This is a genomic window from Shewanella sp. FJAT-51649, assembly GCF_019457435.1.
In the GTDB taxonomy this organism is placed as follows: Bacteria; Pseudomonadota; Gammaproteobacteria; order Enterobacterales; family Shewanellaceae; genus Shewanella; species Shewanella mangrovisoli.
In genome coordinates, this window is record NZ_CP080411.1 from 416,382 (window position 1) to 433,586 (window position 17,205).

The 17,205-nt window shown below is 48.5% G+C and carries 18 protein-coding genes; 10 read left to right on the forward strand and 8 right to left on the reverse strand.

The window, feature by feature from the left end; genetic code table 11:
- Positions 1-26: 26 nt before the first annotated feature.
- Genes K0H59_RS01905 through hemC form a run of 4 tightly spaced genes read right to left on the reverse strand, consistent with a single transcriptional unit; the run spans position 27 to position 4,157 of the window.
- Positions 27-1,193 (reverse strand): heme biosynthesis HemY N-terminal domain-containing protein, encoded by a 1,167-nt coding sequence (locus K0H59_RS01905; RefSeq protein WP_220054484.1) that lies wholly within the window; start codon positions 1,191-1,193, stop codon positions 27-29.
- Entirely contained in the window at positions 1,190-2,419 is a 1,230-nt protein-coding gene (locus K0H59_RS01910) for a uroporphyrinogen-III C-methyltransferase (RefSeq protein ID WP_220054485.1), read from the reverse strand. The genes K0H59_RS01905 and K0H59_RS01910 overlap by 4 nt, the downstream gene beginning before the upstream one ends.
- 60 nt (positions 2,420-2,479) lie before the next feature.
- Entirely contained in the window at positions 2,480-3,220 is a 741-nt protein-coding gene (locus K0H59_RS01915) for a uroporphyrinogen-III synthase (RefSeq protein ID WP_220054486.1), read from the reverse strand.
- Positions 3,221-3,224: 4 nt separating this feature from the next.
- Positions 3,225-4,157 (reverse strand): hydroxymethylbilane synthase, encoded by a 933-nt coding sequence (hemC, locus tag K0H59_RS01920; RefSeq protein ID WP_088211942.1) that lies wholly within the window; start codon positions 4,155-4,157, stop codon positions 3,225-3,227.
- Between the two features lie 202 nt (positions 4,158-4,359).
- Between hemC and K0H59_RS01925 the strand changes: the two genes are divergently transcribed.
- The gene (locus K0H59_RS01925; protein WP_220054487.1) at positions 4,360-6,774 is read left to right on the forward strand and encodes a class I adenylate cyclase; all 2,415 of its coding nucleotides are present in this window, start codon (positions 4,360-4,362) and stop codon (positions 6,772-6,774) included.
- 39 nt (positions 6,775-6,813) lie between these two features.
- Here K0H59_RS01925 and cyaY read toward each other — a convergent pair whose 3' ends face one another.
- Positions 6,814-7,143 (reverse strand): iron donor protein CyaY, encoded by a 330-nt coding sequence (gene cyaY / locus K0H59_RS01930; protein ID WP_011621196.1) that lies wholly within the window; start codon positions 7,141-7,143, stop codon positions 6,814-6,816.
- Positions 7,144-7,210: 67 nt separating this feature from the next.
- On the opposite strand from cyaY, the gene lptM reads away from it, so the two are divergent.
- The 7 genes from lptM (at position 7,211) to K0H59_RS01965 (ending at position 12,617) form a co-directional block, all read left to right on the forward strand.
- Positions 7,211-7,405: an LPS translocon maturation chaperone LptM gene (lptM, locus tag K0H59_RS01935; protein WP_088211940.1), complete on the forward strand. Its 195-nt coding sequence runs from the start codon at positions 7,211-7,213 to the stop codon at positions 7,403-7,405.
- Between the two features lie 42 nt (positions 7,406-7,447).
- Positions 7,448-8,692, forward strand: a complete 1,245-nt coding sequence (gene lysA, locus K0H59_RS01940) for a diaminopimelate decarboxylase (protein ID WP_220054488.1) — start codon at positions 7,448-7,450, stop codon at positions 8,690-8,692.
- 70 nt (positions 8,693-8,762) lie between these two features.
- Positions 8,763-9,590: a diaminopimelate epimerase gene (gene dapF / locus K0H59_RS01945; RefSeq protein WP_011715615.1), complete on the forward strand. Its 828-nt coding sequence runs from the start codon at positions 8,763-8,765 to the stop codon at positions 9,588-9,590.
- Positions 9,587-10,222, forward strand: coding sequence for a DUF484 family protein (locus K0H59_RS01950; RefSeq protein ID WP_088211937.1), 636 nt, complete (start codon positions 9,587-9,589; stop codon positions 10,220-10,222). Before dapF ends, K0H59_RS01950 begins: the two co-directional genes overlap by 4 nt.
- A gap of 48 nt (positions 10,223-10,270) precedes the next feature.
- Positions 10,271-11,170, forward strand: a complete 900-nt coding sequence (xerC, locus tag K0H59_RS01955) for a tyrosine recombinase XerC (protein WP_220054489.1) — start codon at positions 10,271-10,273, stop codon at positions 11,168-11,170.
- Positions 11,170-11,892, forward strand: a complete 723-nt coding sequence (locus tag K0H59_RS01960; RefSeq protein WP_088211935.1) for an HAD-IA family hydrolase — start codon at positions 11,170-11,172, stop codon at positions 11,890-11,892. The genes xerC and K0H59_RS01960 overlap by 1 nt, the downstream gene beginning before the upstream one ends.
- A gap of 146 nt (positions 11,893-12,038) precedes the next feature.
- Positions 12,039-12,617 carry a HupE/UreJ family protein gene (locus tag K0H59_RS01965; RefSeq protein ID WP_088211934.1) on the forward strand — a complete coding sequence of 193 codons (579 nt, stop codon included), beginning with the start codon at positions 12,039-12,041 and terminating at the stop codon, positions 12,615-12,617.
- Positions 12,618-12,621: 4 nt separating this feature from the next.
- Here the strand turns inward: K0H59_RS01965 and K0H59_RS01970 are convergent, their stop codons facing one another.
- Positions 12,622-13,125, reverse strand: a complete 504-nt coding sequence (locus tag K0H59_RS01970) for a helix-turn-helix domain-containing protein (RefSeq protein ID WP_011715618.1) — start codon at positions 13,123-13,125, stop codon at positions 12,622-12,624.
- Between the two features lie 98 nt (positions 13,126-13,223).
- Positions 13,224-13,970: an iron-sulfur cluster repair di-iron protein gene (ric, locus tag K0H59_RS01975; protein WP_220054490.1), complete on the reverse strand. Its 747-nt coding sequence runs from the start codon at positions 13,968-13,970 to the stop codon at positions 13,224-13,226.
- Positions 13,971-14,534: 564 nt separating this feature from the next.
- Between ric and K0H59_RS01980 the strand changes: the two genes are divergently transcribed.
- Entirely contained in the window at positions 14,535-15,758 is a 1,224-nt protein-coding gene (locus K0H59_RS01980) for a site-specific integrase (protein WP_220054491.1), read from the forward strand.
- 396 nt (positions 15,759-16,154) lie between these two features.
- Positions 16,155-16,448: a hypothetical protein gene (locus K0H59_RS01985; protein ID WP_220054492.1), complete on the forward strand. Its 294-nt coding sequence runs from the start codon at positions 16,155-16,157 to the stop codon at positions 16,446-16,448.
- Between the two features lie 46 nt (positions 16,449-16,494).
- On the opposite strand, the gene K0H59_RS01990 is transcribed toward K0H59_RS01985, so the two are convergent.
- Positions 16,495-17,202, reverse strand: coding sequence for a M48 family metallopeptidase (locus K0H59_RS01990; protein WP_220054493.1), 708 nt, complete (start codon positions 17,200-17,202; stop codon positions 16,495-16,497).
- Positions 17,203-17,205: the final 3 nt, after the last annotated feature.

The following is a 17,205-nucleotide window of genomic DNA, read 5'->3' on the forward strand; positions in this document are numbered from 1 at the left end:
GATAGTGGAGCTGCGGCTGAAGCACATTACAGGTTTATCGCTTGGCGATAGCTTTGATTAGCGTTGCCCTGTTCGCCTAATTGCTCTTGAATACGGGCGAGCGCTAGCCAAGAGTCTTTACTCGGAGCAAGACGACACACATTCTGCCAGCAGGTTTTCGCTTCTTTCATGTCGCGGGTTTGTTGATACAGCAGCGCTAAGCATTTTTGGTAATCAGCATTATTCTCATGGGTGATTTCATGCTTGAGTAATTGTTTGCGGATCTCTTCGTCATGGGCGGTGACTATCTGTGGTATCACTTCTAACAGTGCCGACTCTGGCGAACTACGCAGCTTTTTCGAGAGTAATTTAAGCGCTTGGTCTTTGCGATTGAAGCGGCATAAGCCCATGGCGTAAATCGCTAAAAACTCAGACTGGTTACGTTCATCGCGTGAAAGCCATTGCCAACATTGCTCTAGGGCGTCTTCCCCTTTAAGACTCGCTGCTTTTAATAGGGCGCAATGGGTTTCAACGCTGAGTGCAGTTAACTTTGCATCATCTAGAATTTGGCGTTTCTTCAATATTGGCAGCAATAACTTAAGCGCTTCCCAATCTTGTTGTGCCCGGTATAACTCTAGGGCGAGTTTCAGTACAGGCGCTTTGCTCTTACTGGTTGGCGCTAACTTATCGAGTTCCGCTCTGGCTAAGGTTAATTCCCCTTGCTTGAGCAAGTAACGGGTACGAGTGGTTGCCACCGCATTGGCAGTCATAGGTTGGGCTTCTGCTCGGGCAAGATATTGATCTCGCTCGGTGATTTTATTTTGGTGTTGCGCGGCACGCGCTGCGGCTAACAAATTTAATGCGGGCAGTTCCCCGTTGTCGGCCCCTTTAATCATGGCGCGTTCTGCCGCAGGCCAATCTTCTTCGGCAATCGCGAGTGCGCCGATTAAGGTGTTTTTCTTGGCGGAGCGGCGACGCCAATGTTGTGGGATAAAACGGCTGCGTAGCAGCAGGTTAATCACAGTGATCACTAGCCATTCCAGCACTTGGAATAGGGCATAGAACACGATTAACATGATGATCCCAAAGACTAAACTGGTCTCAAGCTGATAATCGCCAGCGGCAATATAAACATAGCCAGTATTGCCGACAATCCAAGGGCTGATACACAGGCCTATTAATATGATCCCAAGAAATATCAATGCCTTAATCATAGCTGTGGTTCCTCTGAAGAGGTGAGTTCACCATAGCTGGTTAACTGTAATAATAGTGGTTTAGCGGCAAAGGATTTCAGCGTGATCGGGTCAAGCTCCAATGTCGCCAGTTTGTCGATTTCGGCAATGGCTTCACTGGTTGGGTGTGCCTGAACATCAAAATAGGTTTGGATCCACTGGCGTGCCATCATCAGTGATTGATGATAAGCCGCTCTATCATAGCGATAGAGTGCCAGTTGCGATTGCAGCAGTTTATGGCGCACATTCTCAACCAGATACCATTGTTGCTCCGGCGCAAGCAGGGCCGGCGCATCGGCGGTTCTGTGGCGAATGGTAATAAAATCTTGGGTCAACGCCTTCCAAGTTTTACTTAGATTACTTTGCCAATCATTCAGATCGCCAGAAATGGCGGTATCTTCAGGGGCGCTTGCATCAGCATCGGCACGGTTTAGCGGCAATTTGTCGAGTTGATCGATTAAGGCATCGATTGCTAACACACTGCCTTCAATATCCGCACTCTTAATATTGGTGGTCGCGGCGATATCCTTGGCCAGCGCCTTACGGATTGGCAGTAAGGCTGGGTTGTTCATTGCGGCAATGGTTTCATCGGCGGACTTTAATAAGTCGGTCGCCGTGCGTGGATCATTTTCGAGCCAAAGCTTACGCCCAGCCATGTTCACCAAATATTCGGCTTCCGAGGCCATCCAGTGAGTTGGGCTACGTTGGGCCAGTTTATTTAATCTGTCCTGCAATTGACTCTGGTCTGTAGCGAGTTTCGACAATTCTTGGAAGGTTTTGGCATCGGACAGCTGTTGTTGCTCAAGCTGTGCAATACGTTGATTCGGGACGAGTAAAGCCTGCTGCAGCTGATCTTGTAGGGCTAGATTTTTCGTCTCTTGCAGTTGAAGCTGTTGCTGCATTTGTTGATACAGCAAATAGCCGCCACCTATGGTGCAAACGGTTAAGCCTAAGGCCAGTAACACACCGAAACGAATCGCCCAAGAGCTGCGATTCACTTGCACCACTTGGCGAGCCGCTTGAGTCGATTCGGGTTTGCTTGCTTGCGGCTTAGTGTCGGCAGGTTTGACTGCTTTATCTTCGAGCTGATTGACCTGGGGTTCAGAAGCTTGGGTCTGTGATGCAGCGTCATCGGTATTGACCGACGGAGCGAGAACTGGGGTAGCCTGTGACTCTGGGCTTTGGGCGTCGTGCTTGTTGTTATCCATTTAACAGTCCTTAAAATCATGCTACTGCCGAAATTCGAGTAAAATCGGGCTAAATAGCGCTTAGAGTTTAAGGGCGTTTAGCACGGCTTTGCTGTTGGCGGCATTGGCATTGGTGACTTGGGTTATACCAAAGGCATGAGCTTGAGCTTCTACTCGGTTACTGGGGACTATGATATGACATGAGCGCAGCCATGCAAATAACTCTTTTGGCACTAGATTAATCAGATTATCCAGTACTTCACCACTCGTTACGACGATAGTATCTATCCCTAAGTCGCGCCAGTGTTGGCTGACGAGAGCGCCATCGAGCGGCGGGCAAGCGCGTTGATAGACTTCCCAATAGCGCACCTTCGCACCTCTGGCACTCAGTTGCTCGGCGAGGGCTTCACGGCCACCGACACCACGAATGATAGTGATATGTTTGCCTTGGATATGTTGCAGTGCAGGCAATGTCAGCAAGCCTTCCGTTTGCTGGCAATCATCCGGTGCTTCGAGAGCCTCAATTCCTTTCTCTTGCAACGCTTCCCAAGTTGCATGACCCACTGCGAAATAAGGCACGCTTGGCCAGCCAGTAACTTGGGCGGTATCGACTTTAAACGCAGCATCAGCAAAGCTCACCGCATTAGCGCTGATGCAGATAACCAGATCGACATTAGCGAGTGGATGCGAAGTGTCTGGGGGCAGAGGAGGCGTGGCCTCAACACAGAGGAGTGGGGTAACGCAGTGGTCGATACCTTTTTCAGTTAAGGCATCGACCATGGACTGATTGCGCCCCTCGGGGCGCGTCAGTAAGACTTTCATCGTCTTAGGCTTTTGCGTAAACAGCGTCGAGGATGCTTTTAGCGCCTTTGCTGAGCAGCTCTTCTGCAAGGGCAACACCGAGTTGCGTCGCTTCGGTCTTTGGACCTGTGATCACGCCTTCGATGATTTCGCTACCATCGGGATTACCCACGAGGCCGCGCAGAGTCATTTCATCACCGTGGATTTCGGCAAAGGCACCAATAGGTACTTGGCAGCCACCTTCGAGGCGAGTATTCATGGCGCGCTCGGCAATCACGCGGTAGCGAGTCTCTAAGTGCTCTAAAGGAGCTAAAAGCGCTTTTACGCGTGCATCGTTAGTGCGGCACTCGATACCGACAGCGCCTTGACCGTTGGCGGGTAAGGATTCTTCCGCAGAGATAAAGCTGGCAATGCGCTCTGATAACTTCAGGCGAATTAAACCTGCAGCAGCAAGGATAATCGCATCGTATTCGCCGTTATCGAGTTTCGCGAGGCGAGTCCCCACGTTGCCGCGCAGATCTTTGATAATCAGATCTGGGCGTGAGGCGCGCAGTTGGCACTGACGGCGTAGGCTTGAGGTGCCGACTGTGGCGCCAAGTGGCAGTTCACTGATTGACTTATACAGGTTAGACACAAAGGCATCGCGAGGATCTTCACGTTCACAAATTACTTCCAGCCCTAAGCCTTCGGGGAAATCCACTGGCACATCTTTCATTGAGTGCACTGCGATATCGGCTTGGTCTTCTAGCATGGCGACTTCGAGTTCTTTTACAAACAAGCCTTTACCGCCAACCTTAGCTAATGGGGTGTCTAAGATAACATCGCCCTTAGTGCTCATTGGCAATAGCTCCACCACGATACCTGGGTGAACGCGTTCTAATTCTGCTTTAACAAATTCAGCTTGCCACATGGCCAGCGGACTCTTGCGGGTAGCGATACGTATGCGGTTTTCAGACATGCCTAGTTTCCATCCGAGATCTTAGTTGCGCCAATGCTAACATTGGCTATTCGCGAATGTAAGGAAGCCGTATCGATTCTTTGAAGTCGGCGGTGTTCTAAATGGCTAAAAAGTGTGATGGAGTTCTCATTTAGTTGCTCAGCTTTGCAAAAGTGTTAACATGAGCACACTTCTTACTCGTGCTTGAGCGTCGTTTTCTTGGATGGATCAACAAGGTCAATTTCCTGATATCGCAGAAAGACTTAATCAAGTTCGTATCGCACGAGCTTTAGCCTTGTTGTCGCCGCTGCAAAAGCATTTGTTTCGTTTAATCCCCTTTCTTATTCAGCAGAATAGCGTCCAGTATCCTGGCTTTGTTGACCCCAATACCCCAAGTGGCATTCAAGGCTATTGCCCAGACTCATTTGAGGCGCAGGCCTGCGATGTGTTTAAGCTCCCCTTTAGCGCCAACGAGGCTGAAAATCTGGCTTTTGAAGGCGTTTACGCCATGGGCAGTACGGCCAGTTTTGGCCAGAATGCCAAGAGCGACGTGGATGTATGGTTAGTGCACCATGCACAGCTGTGTGATGACGACTTAGCCTCAATTAAATTAAAAACCGAGCGCTTAACCGCTTGGTTTGCCGAATATCAATTTGAGGTGAACTTTTACTTGGTTCACCCGCAGCAGTTTTGTGGCGATATGTCGCAGCGTTCGGGTTGCCAATCGTCGATGGCCCATGAACACAGCGGCAGTACGCAACACTGGTTATTGCTTGAGGAGTTTTACCGTAGCCAAATTCGGTTAGCGGGTAAAACCATTGCATGGTGGCCCGATGCCAAGCTCAATCCAGAGCTGTTGTATCTAGGTAATGTGCACGAGCTACCGGCGAGTGAGTACTTTGGGGCGTCGCTGTGGCAGCTCTATAAAGGCCTTAATAAGCCCCATAAGGCCTTGATAAAAGTACTGCTACTGGAAGCCTATGCGAGTGAATATCCCCATTCGCAGCTGTTGTGCGATAGGTTGTGGCAAAAGACCTTAGCGGGCGATTTCTCCACCTCTAACGATGCCTATTACGCGATTTATGAGGTCATTGAGGCTTACCTGTTAAAGCAGAATGATAATCGTAGACTCGAGATTGTACGCCGCTGTTTTTATCTCAAATGTGGCGTGTATTTGAGTATCGCGGATCAAGGCAAAGATTGGCGCTACGCCAAAATGCAAAAACTAGTGCAAGAATGGCAGTGGCCCGACAGCTTGATTTCGACCTTAGATGACTGTGAGCATTGGCATAGCGGACAACTGAACTGGTTTAACGAGCAACTCAACGAGTTGCTGCTGGCGAGTTACCAGACGCTGCTGCGCTTCGCCTCGACCCATGAGTTGAACGAGGGACTCAGGATTGAAGAGCTGGGGATGCTCACCCGCAAGCTGCACACTTACTTCAGCCAAGATGAAGACCAAATCGCTAAGTTGAACCTGCTCTGGAGCCGCTCGGTCGCCGAATCTGAAGTGACCATGGTGTCTAGCACCAAGGAAAACCAATATTACCTCTACCGCCAAGGGCCAAAGCCGCAAAATCTATTGGGTGAATCGGCGATCTGCAAGGGGAAAACCCCCTCGGCATTGATGATCTGGGCTTGCTTGAATGGTGTGTCGACGCCAGAAACCAAATGGTATGAGTTTGGCCAGAGTAAGGTTAAATCTCGGCGCTTAACCGAGGCATCAAGGCGACTGCTTAACTTTATCGACCATGACTGGCGGGTGTCGAAACTCGACCTATGCCAGCCCTGGCATTTTAGAAAGCTTATTTTTGTGCTCAATCTTGACTGCGACCCAACCGTCCACTGGCACGGGCAGGAGATGATGGTCGATGTGATGAATGCCAACGTGTTTTCATTGGGCCGTAAGAAGGAAAATATGCTCGGCGCCCTCGATGCCATCTGCCTCAATAGTTGGGGAGAGTGGCAATGCCACCGTTTTGAAGGTGAAACCGCGGTGTTGCAGGCGCTATCGTTTGTCACCCCGGGATTAAGGCGTGCGACCCATCCGGTGGATATGGATGTGATTAGCTGCTCACAAAAACTCAGGCCTCAGCTTAAGTTAGCGGTGAAAAACCTGCTGAAACAAACTGTGCGCCTCTGTCAACAGGTGCAACAATCGAGCACCTTAGTGCAGCCGCTGCAAATCAGTCATACCCGTTATGGGATCTTCTTTAATCCCTTGGGGATGGCGTATCAGGACTTGAGCGATGCTAAATCCTTCTATCAGCAGCTGTCACGCAGTCATCTAGTGCAATTGCCTCGGCCCGAGTTGGGCGACGATCCCTTTTCGAGTATGCCGAAAATTATTCAGAACTTTGCGGCTAAGGGAGCGATTCAATATTTCCTACGGCAGCGGCCCGAAAGTTTGGACGTGTTTATTCTCGATGAAGATAATCAGCTCAGTCATTATGTGCAGCCGGGCTCGAATATGGTGGAGTTGGTCAACAAAGTGAGCCATCACTATGTATTTGATGAGTATTATGCCGCGAAGGCGAGGTTTAATATTCCGCAGTTTTTCCATCTGGTGCGGGTGGCGGGCGAGCTAACGGTGATGCCCTTTGGGGTCGATATCAATAACGCTAACGTGGAGTTTTAAGCGGGAGTTGCTCCCGCTTAGCAATGCTGCACGCGCTTATTAGAAGCTCAGTGCGATACCGCTCTGGCGAAGGATCGAGTCCTGTACAAAGGGCATAAACTCGCCACCGTTACGACCATCAATCCATTTACCATCAACAAAACCAAAGTGATAGCCACCGAAACGGGTCGCAACCCAAATCTCATGCAAAGGTTCTTGTTTGTTGATGACAATTTTCGAACCATCGACAAATTCCAGCTGTAACACGTTACCGCTGGCATCAATATCGACATCGGCGTCTTGTTCATCAATTGCGGTTTCGATAGCGGTCTCTATCGCTTGGAACATGTCATCGGCGAGCTGGTGAAATTCTGTATCTGTCATGGCCATGCATTTCTGTCCTTTGCTTTCGTCAAGATGGGTGCGATTATAAGGCTATTAGTCACCAGATGCACAGATGTTGAGAAAAATGAGACTGTTTTTATTGTTATTGCTTGGTAGCCTATTCATTACAGCATGCGGTCAAAAAGGCCCCCTGTATAAATCCTCTCCCGCAGAGGTGAGTCAGCCTACAAAAATCAAGGCGCCGAAGAGTGAGGCAACCCCAGCCGACACTGCGGAGCCTCAAGCTGAAACTGAAAAAACACAATAATAATCAGCATAATTACAACAAAGCGCAGTAAGGAATCGGACATTGGATCACTTTCTCTACCAAGACAATACCCTGTACGCCGAAGGCTGTCGGGTCAATGATTTAGCCCAGCAGTATGGCACGCCACTGTATATCTATTCCCGTGCGACGCTCGAACGTCACTGGCATGCGTTTAACAATGCGGTGGCCGACCATCCACATTTAGTGTGTTACGCGGTGAAAGCCAACTCGAACTTAGCCGTATTGAATGTATTGGCTCGTTTAGGCAGTGGTTTTGATATTGTCTCGGGCGGTGAGTTAGCGCGGGTGATTGAAGCCGGTGGCGACCCTGCCAAAGTGGTGTTTTCGGGCGTAGGTAAAACCGTTGCTGAAATGGAGCAGGCGCTTAACCTTGGTATTTATTGCTTTAACGTCGAATCGAGCGCCGAGCTTGAACAACTTAATGACGTTGCAGGCCGCTTAGGTAAAGTTGCCCCAGTGTCACTGCGGGTGAATCCCGATGTCGATGCCGGTACGCATCCTTATATCTCAACCGGCCTTAAAGAAAACAAATTTGGTATCGCCATGGATGAGGCCGAAGTTGTATTCGCCCGTGCCCATGCGTTGCCACATTTGCAGGTCAAAGGGGTCGATTGCCATATCGGTTCACAGCTGACCGAGATCCAGCCTTTCCTCGATGCGATGGACAGAATGTTAGCCCTTATCGACCGTCTAGCCGAGCAAGGCATCGTGATTGAACACTTCGATGTGGGTGGTGGTCTAGGGGTGACCTATGATGATGAAACGCCGCCGCATCCTGATATTTACGCCGCTGCACTGCTCGCGCGTTTAGGCGATCGTAAGCTCAAGTTAATTTTCGAACCGGGTCGTGCCATTGCCGCTAACGCGGGGATTTTCGTCACTCAGGTGCTGTACCTTAAAGAAAACAGCGATAAGCGTTTTGCGATTGTCGACGGCGCGATGAACGACTTAATTCGCCCCGCACTCTATAGTGCTTGGCAAAATATCATTCCGGTAAATCCAAGGGATGAACTGGCACAAGTGTTTGATATCGTAGGGCCAGTGTGCGAAACCGGTGATTTTTTAGGTAAAGACAGAGCACTCGCGATTGCGGCGGGGGATTTACTGGTTGTGCGCTCGAGCGGCGCCTACGGTTTTGCCATGGCCTCAAACTATAACACTCGTCCGCGTGCGGCCGAGGTGATGGTCGATGGTGACAAGGCTTATCTGGTGCGTGAGCGAGAAAAATTAGCGCAGCTCTGGCAAGGTGAGCAACTCCTGCCGTAAACTAGAAAATTATATTGATTCAGGCGCTTGGCTAGTTAATGGCGGCGCCTAGGCTTAAAGGATAAGTATCTTGATCCAATTCACTAAGATGCACGGACTGGGCAACGATTTTATGGTGGTCGATGGTGTCACGCAGAACGTGTTCTTTTCGCCTGAGCAGATCCGCCGTTTAGCCGACCGTAACTTTGGCATAGGTTTCGACCAACTTTTACTGGTTGAGCCGCCCTATGATCCCGATTTGGATTTTCACTATCGTATCTTTAATGCCGACGGTGGTGAGGTCGAAAACTGCGGCAATGGCGCCCGTTGTTTTGCGCGCTTTGTTCGTAATAAAGGGCTGACGAATAAGAATAAAATTCGCGTGAGCACCTCTGCGGGTAAGATGACTCTTCGCCTCGAACGTGACGGCACCGTCACTGTGAACATGGGTGTGCCCGTGCTCGACCCAAGCCAAATTCCTTTCAAAGCCAAAAAGGCCGAAAAAACTTACTTGCTGCAAACACCACAACAAACCTTTTTATGTGGTGCGGCGTCGATGGGCAACCCCCATTGCGTGCTCGATGTCGAAGATGTTGCTAACGCCAATGTCGCCGAAATTGGTGCGCTGCTCACTAAGCATGAGCGCTTCCCGCGCGGAGTAAACGTCGGCTTTATGCAGGTGGTAAATTCGGGCCATATCAAGCTTAGAGTTTATGAACGTGGTGCGGCCGAGACCTTAGCCTGTGGTACTGGCGCTTGTGCCGCTGTGGTGGTTGGGCAAATCCAAGGCAAACTCGATCAACAGGTACGTGTCGACTTGCCGGGTGGCACCTTAACCATCAATTGGGAAGGCGAAGGCAAACCCCTGTGGATGACGGGGCCGGCGCAGCACGTCTACGATGGACAAATTCAGTTATGACCGAGCCTTTGATGCCGCAGACCGATCTTCCCTTCGATGAGTTGATTATTCGCGAGTACCTACTCGATAACCCAGACTTTTTTAATCGTTATCCCGAGCTGTTACTTGCGATGCGTTTACCCCATTCGGAGCGCGGCGCGATTTCCTTGGTCGAGCGTCGTCAAGAGTTGCTGCGCCAACGGGTTGGGCAACTCGAAGAAGAAATTACCAGTCTGCTGGCGATGGCGGCACGCAATGAAAAGATATTTCGGTTTAACACTGAGTTGTCTTTCAAGCTACTCAATTGCGTTAATTTAGAAGCCCTTAAAGAAGTGCTGGCCGATAGTTTAAAGACGCAGTTTAATTTTACCCATGTGCGTTTGATCAGCGTGTTAGATGCCGATGTGGAGATGCAAGCGATTTGGGCGCAGCGTCTGCGTAAGGATTACTACTTTGGCCGCTTAACTCAGCAGGAAGCGAAACGCCTGTTTGGTAGCGAAGTGGGCTCAGTCGCGTTAGTGAAGTTAGCCGATGAAATTCCGATGATTTTTGCCGTTGCTAGCCAAGATGCGGCGCATTTCCATCCCGATATGGACAATATGTTGCTCGAGCAATTACGCCGATTACTCGCACATATGCTCGCCAAACTTTAAGGTAGATGGTCCGCCTTGCCTCAATTCCCTAATGATGAGGAGCTGGAGATGACCCCGCTGTGTCAGTCCTATTTGCAGCAGTTTCAAACCTATATGCAGTCTGAGCGTCAGTTATCGGCGCATACGGTTCGCAATTATATGTACGAGTTGCAGCGGGGGAGCGAGTTACTGCCCGAGGGCGTTGATTTGCTCAATGTGGGCCGTGAGCATTGGCAACAGGTGCTTGCTAAGCTGCATCGCAAGGGCTTGAGCCCGCGCTCGCTATCATTGTGGTTGTCGGCCATCAAACAGTGGGGAGAGTTTTTATTGCGCTCAGGCGTGATTGAACTTAATCCTGCCAAGGGGCTGAGCGCGCCCAAGCAAGCCAAACCGTTACCTAAGAATATCGACGTCGATTCTATCTCGCATCTGCTCGCGATTGAGGGCAATGATCCGCTAACCCTGCGTGATAAAGCCATTATGGAGCTGTTCTACTCCAGCGGGTTGCGCTTGGCTGAACTGGCGGCGCTGGACTTATCCAGTGTGCAATACGATCAGCATGAAGTGCGCGTGTTAGGCAAAGGCAACAAAGAGCGCATCGTCCCCGTTGGGCGTTACGCCATAGAGGCCATCAGTGCTTGGCTTAAGTGCCGCAAACAAATTTCCTGTGAAGATAACGCATTGTTTGTCACCGAGAAGGGCAAGCGTTTATCCCATCGCAGCATTCAGGCGCGTATGAGCAAATGGGGTCAGGAGCAGGCGCTTTCTATGCGGGTGCATCCCCATAAGTTACGCCATTCCTTTGCGACGCACATGCTGGAATCCAGTGCCGATTTACGGGCGGTGCAGGAATTATTGGGCCACGAAAACCTGTCGACCACGCAAATTTATACCAGTTTAGATTTCCAACACTTAGCTAAGGTGTATGATAACGCCCATCCTAGAGCGAAAAAACAACAGGATAAATAATGCGTTGTTATCTTAGACCCCAGAATATCCGTGCGATCAGCTTCGATCTCGACGATACCCTATACGATAACGAGCCTCATATTCTGAATGCCGAAGCCGAGCTAACGCAGTTTTTGCATCAGGCTTTTCCGCTGACTCAAGCTTGGCAACCGCAGCAATGGCGACTGCTCAAGTTACAGTTATTACAGCAAAATCCCGCCCTCGCCCATGACACCTCGGCGGCGCGAATTGCGACCCTGCACAAAGGCCTATCGCTGCTCGGTTATAGCGAGTCGGAGGCGAAACGGGGCGCGCAGGAAGGTTTGGATTGTTTCTATTTCCATCGCAGCCATTTTCAGGTTTCAGACGACGTCTTAGCGTTACTCACACGCTTATCGGCCCATTTTCGGTTGATTGGTATCACCAATGGCAATGTGGACGCAGAGCGCATTGGCTTAAGTAATGTGTTCGAGTTTGTGCTGCATCCTGGCAGTGGTGTGCGGATGAAGCCTGCTAAGGATATGTTTTCACAGGCCTGTGAAAGGTTAGATATCGGCTTAGATGAACTGTTGCACGTTGGCGATAGTATGAATGCCGATGTTCGCGGTGCCCGCTTAGCAGGGTGCCAGTCGGTTTGGCTGAATCCGAGTTTTGGCCGCGTGGCGTCGCTACCTATCGCAGCGCTCTTGCCCCATATGGAAATTGCGAACCTCGATGCTCTGCTGGAAATGTTACTGCCTTAACTTGGTTTAAGAACTTGAGCAATGTTATCGGTTGAATTAAGCGATAGCTTAAGGTGATAAGGATCAAAGACTGCTTCGCGGCTTTACCGTAGAGTGTTCACAATCATTTCACTCGGTTGTTACGCCATCACTAACAAGGAATTTGTATGGTGCGTTTAAGTTTGTTGCTGCTCTTGAGTCTATCTTTTATTGCCCCTGCCTCGGCGCACGAAATCCACTCCGGTGGTGGTTTTATGGCGGGCTTTAACCACCCTGTTTTAGGGTTTGACCATCTCCTTGCCATGTTGAGTGTGGGCATGCTCAGTACTCAATTGGGCGGCCGCGCCATTTGGACAGTGCCCTTAGCCTTTGTGTGTTTTATGTTGGTGGGTGGCATTTTAGGTCTTTATGCGATTCCTGTTCCCTTTGTCGAAATTGGCATTGCGCTATCTGTCTTATTGCTTGGGCTCGCGATAGCCTTCGACCGCCAACTTCCGCTGTTGTTTGCCATGGCCTTTGTGGGCGTGTTTGCGATTTTCCACGGTCATGCCCATGGGATGGAAATGCCTGAACTCGCCAGCCCCGTACTCTATGCCTTCGGTTTCTTGTTTGGCACTGCGGTCATTCATCTCGGCGGAGTGATGTTAGGATTAGGCATGCAGCGCCTGACGGGCCAGCGCAGCTTAATGCGGGTATCGGGCGTGGCGATTGCCGCTATGGGTGGATATTTACTCGCAGGTTTTTAATGGCTTAACGTGCCTTGAGTTGCTTAGTGCAATGATGGGCGCGGCGCAGCATTTGTGTGACTTGTCTTCGGCTGGCGTGCATGTCGGCATCCCCCACGCGAAAATAAGTCCCCGTATAAGCATCGGTGCCGATAAACACGGGCTTTAGGTGCTCTGGCGCGAGTGGTACACGAATTCTTATCAGCTTTTTATTCATAATTTCAATTAGCTGCACATCGGAAATCGCCAGAATATTATGGCTGGTGCGGCTTGGATCATCGAGGATTTCCCAAAACTCCTGTAATACGGGTAGGGGATTCGGAATGCCTTCAATGGTGAAATGACCGTGTTCTTCACGCACCCCGAGGATAATCTCTCCGCCTAAGGTGTTGGCGAAGGAGCTGTAGGTCGCCCAAATATCTTCGGGGAGTTGACCTTGACCATCGCGGCCCCGCGCGAGTTTAAACTCCACTTGGGCGGATTCATGCAGTGAACCAATATCATCGAGTGCAAATGTTGGGTATGTCATGGCGGCGGCTCCTTGCGTAGCACACCACTTTTTGTAACACGCCAAAATAACAAAGGCCAGCAGTTGTGCTGGCCTTGGGTGTGAACGAGCAGTCTGTACTAGGCAAGTTGTAGCGCCTTAGGGAAGAGAATGTTGTTCTCTAAATGGATATGTCTGTGCAAGTCCGCCTCAAATTCGACCAGAGTCGCATAACAGACGCGCCATGTGGTGCAGGCGTATTCAGGCGGCGTAAAGTCATTGGTTAACTCGTGTAGCTTTTGCAAAATTTGCCCAGCTTCTTCGTGCTCGTATTGCATCGCATTGATCGGGTTGCCTATATGACCAAAACAACCTTGCACTTGCTCGCCTTGGCTCATGGTGCGGATCGCGGGGAAGAGGATATTTTCTTCCTTCATCAGATGCGGCATTAAGTCTTCAATTAAGGCGCGCACCCAGCCAGCGAAGGGAATAATCTCCGCATAATGCTCGCCATGGGCACGTACCATTTTCTCTGAATATTCGAGCAATAACGGTGCCTTAGCACGAACGTATTGATGGTGGGTGCGCTCGATATAATCAATCAACTGGTCGAGTAGCAACTGATTGAGTTCATCTTCTTTGGCGCCCGAGTGGGAAACCGCCTCCAATGCGGCGACGACTTGCTCAGGATTGGCTTCTGCTCGCTCGCAGGCATTGGCGAGTGCTCGACCACCCCCGCAACAGAAATCGATACCAAATTGGCTAAACACGTGGGCGCGGCGAAAATCCTCGGCGACCAATTCACCCACTTTGCGTTCAAGCCATGGGGTGATTGAGGCTGACTGTGCTTCAACTGAGTTTTCGGATGAGAGATGGGCAGATAACATAGCAACACTCCAAAGCGAGAATAATTTTACATGCATAATATTTGCAGCTTTATATTGGCGCAATAAATCCTGACTAAATTAGTCGGGAATATCACATTTCATGCAGTGAAATATCTCTAAGGGAGTAGCTAAGTTGCCTCAAGGTCAGTGTCATTCTATTGCTGTGCTATGGCGGGGAATTGTCGCTAATAAAGCAAAAAGGCGAGTCATTGCTGACTCGCCTTTTTAATACAACAGCTTAATCCTTGCGGATTAGTTCATGCCGTATTAACTAAATAGTCGTTTTCTGTTGTTTTTGGTTTGTTAGGTTTGAAACTACAAGTGTATGTAATTGTGATTGTTTGGTGGGTTTTTGTGCGGGTTTGTATTGGTGTTGACTCATTCTTATGGTTAACTAGGGGTACATATGGGGGTACATATTGGGTGCGTGTTGGTGTGCATATTCTGGGTCGGATAGAGCCTATTTAAGGAGCTTTTTTCGAAAGAGATTTGTAGGTTGATATTTACCCTGATATTTACCCTGATATTTACCCTGAAATTTAAGCTAATAAGTAAGAGTCATTGATGAAGCTTTACGACAAAAATATTCGAGCGGTTTTAAATAAAAATCACCCCAAAGCATTTGAGCTTTCAGATGGTAGAGGGCTAGGGGCGAGAGTGAGCCCCTTAGGTAAAGTTCGTTGGCAATATAGGTACAAAATTGATGGCAAAAATTACAGGATGGATTTAGGAGACTATCCAGAATTATCTTTAGTTAAAGCTAGGGAGATGGCACATCAATGTCGTGAATGGTTAGCGAATGGAAAAGATCCTAAAATCCAACGCTCTATTGGACGAGAAAAATCATTTAATCCCATCACTGTTAAAGATGCGCTTGAGTATTGGTATACGGAACAAGCTGTTACTCGTAGGAAAAACCATGAAAAGCATCGGGCACAATTTGTTAAGCATATCTATCCGTATATAGGGCATTTGCCTATAACAGATTTGGAAACAAGACATTGGATTGAATGCTTTGATCGTATAAGTAAAGGTATTCCAAGTAAGCAACGTCCGGCACCGGTTGCCTCGGGCTATGTTCTGCAGAACATCAAACAGGCTTTGATTTTTTGTAAAAATAGGCAATTTGTGCACACTACTGCGTTGGACTCCTTAACAATTCAAGATGTGGGGAGAAAGCAAAATAAAAGGGATAGAGTTCTCAGTCAGCGTGAACTAGCTGATTTCATCAAACTCCTTAATTCCGATGTATTACCAGAGTATTACGGCAACTTGTTTAAACTATTGGTTATTTTTGGTGCTAGAACCCATGAAGTTAGGGAGTCTACTTGGTCACAATGGGATTTCGAGGAAGGATTATGGACTGTTCACTCGCGGGAGAATAAAAACAAAATGGTCAAGATCGTTAGGCCAATTCCTGATGACTTGAAAGAGTTCATGGTGAAACTGAAAGGCAATGGTAAATCTAGTGATCTCATTCTTGGAAAGTTTAAAGAAGATGCGACTGTCAGCGCTTATGGTGGCTCTTTATGGAAGAAACTAGGACATTCTGAAAAGTGGACTTTGCATGATTTACGTCGAGTTATCTCAACCTATATGAATGACTTAGGCGTTGCCCCTTACGTTGTTGAGCAGCTATTAGGGCATAAATTGGGTGGGGTTATGGCTATTTATAATCGCAGCCAATATATCCCCGAGAAAAAGATAGCCTTAGATATGTGGGTTGAACGTTTAAAATTGCTGGTGGATAAGCCTGATAATGTGTCCATTTTGAAACGGAAAGCATAAATATTAATCTGTTACGCCCCAACTTATTATTGAGAGGTTTTATGTTTTTGTTAACGAAATCCCGATACCGAATGTGGTGGTCATTCGAAGGAGTGACCACCCGAATAGTTAGTCCAGTTCGGGAGTATGAAAGTGAAAATTTCGAAGCGTGCAATTCGTCGCCATCATAATGTTCGTCTCAAAAAATATAGGGCTATTTATTGGGGAGGCAGCCCTAAACAATCAACCCAATTTCTTGGAATTTGTTTGGTAACTCCATGCATTTGCTCCTGCTATATGTGCGGTAATCAACGCTACTACTGGGGGGCTAGCTTTCAAGAGCAAAGGCAAAAACTAAAGTATTCATAACGCAAGCTTTTATGCCAGCAGTAAGTTATCAATTTAAGAGGTGAACACATGATCATTGACGCGCTAAGTTTAACAGAGCACATCATTATAACTGTAGATACTGAAGAGGCATTTAAGATTGCGCCATATCGAGCGCAAGATCCTAAGATAGACGCTATGTTGAAGCGAGTTATGATTGGTGGCTGTGATGTTTACGGTATAAGCATGACTGGCAACGGTAAAGCCTCACCATGGGCAATTATCAATCGATTACGTGAGCTTGGTTATGATGTTGAAGCTCAGGGATACGTAGAGCCCATAATAGATGAAGATGATGAGTTGCCTGAAGGGTTGGTGTTTTAGTTGAGATTGAACGAAGACCACTTTGCAGTGGTCTTTTTGAGTGGCGCTAGAATGTTAGTTTTGGGGCGTTATTCTTAAGCCATTCTTTGCATTCCGCGTAATCAGGCATTACTCGTTCAACCTCCTTCCAAAAGAGTGGGGAGTGATCGAGTTGCTTTAAATGGCACAATTCATGGACAACCACGTAGTCGACAATGCGGTTAGGAGCCATAACAATAATCCAGTTAAAATCTAAATCACCTTTAGGATTGCAGCTACCCCAACGGCTTTTGAAGGTTTTGATATTGACGGATTTAGGGGTAACTCCCATAACTTTTTCATAACGTCGAACCTTTTCCCTGAGTTTGAGTAATGCACTGCGTTTATACCAGCCTATAAGTGCTTCCCTTACTAAGTTTGAACGGACTGAACCTTCGGGGACAATAACGACTAATCGTCCTTGCACCAGCTTTACTGGCTCAAAACTGCCTGCATGTACCTTTAAGCGATAATTGCGGCCAAGGTATGGCATAGCCTCACCAGAGACAAACTGCTTTTCTGATGAGGTAATTAGTACCTTGTGCAGGGCAATCTTATCGATAATCCATTGGTGTTTTTCTTGTAATATTCGCTCGATTCGTTCTATGGGTAATGCCTTGGGTACGACCACGCTAACCATGCCTTCTTCAACTTTTATGGAGGCAGTTTTGGCTCTCGAGGTTCGGGTAACGCGTGCTTGATAACCTTTAGCTTGAATGAATTCGGCTGGTTTCATACT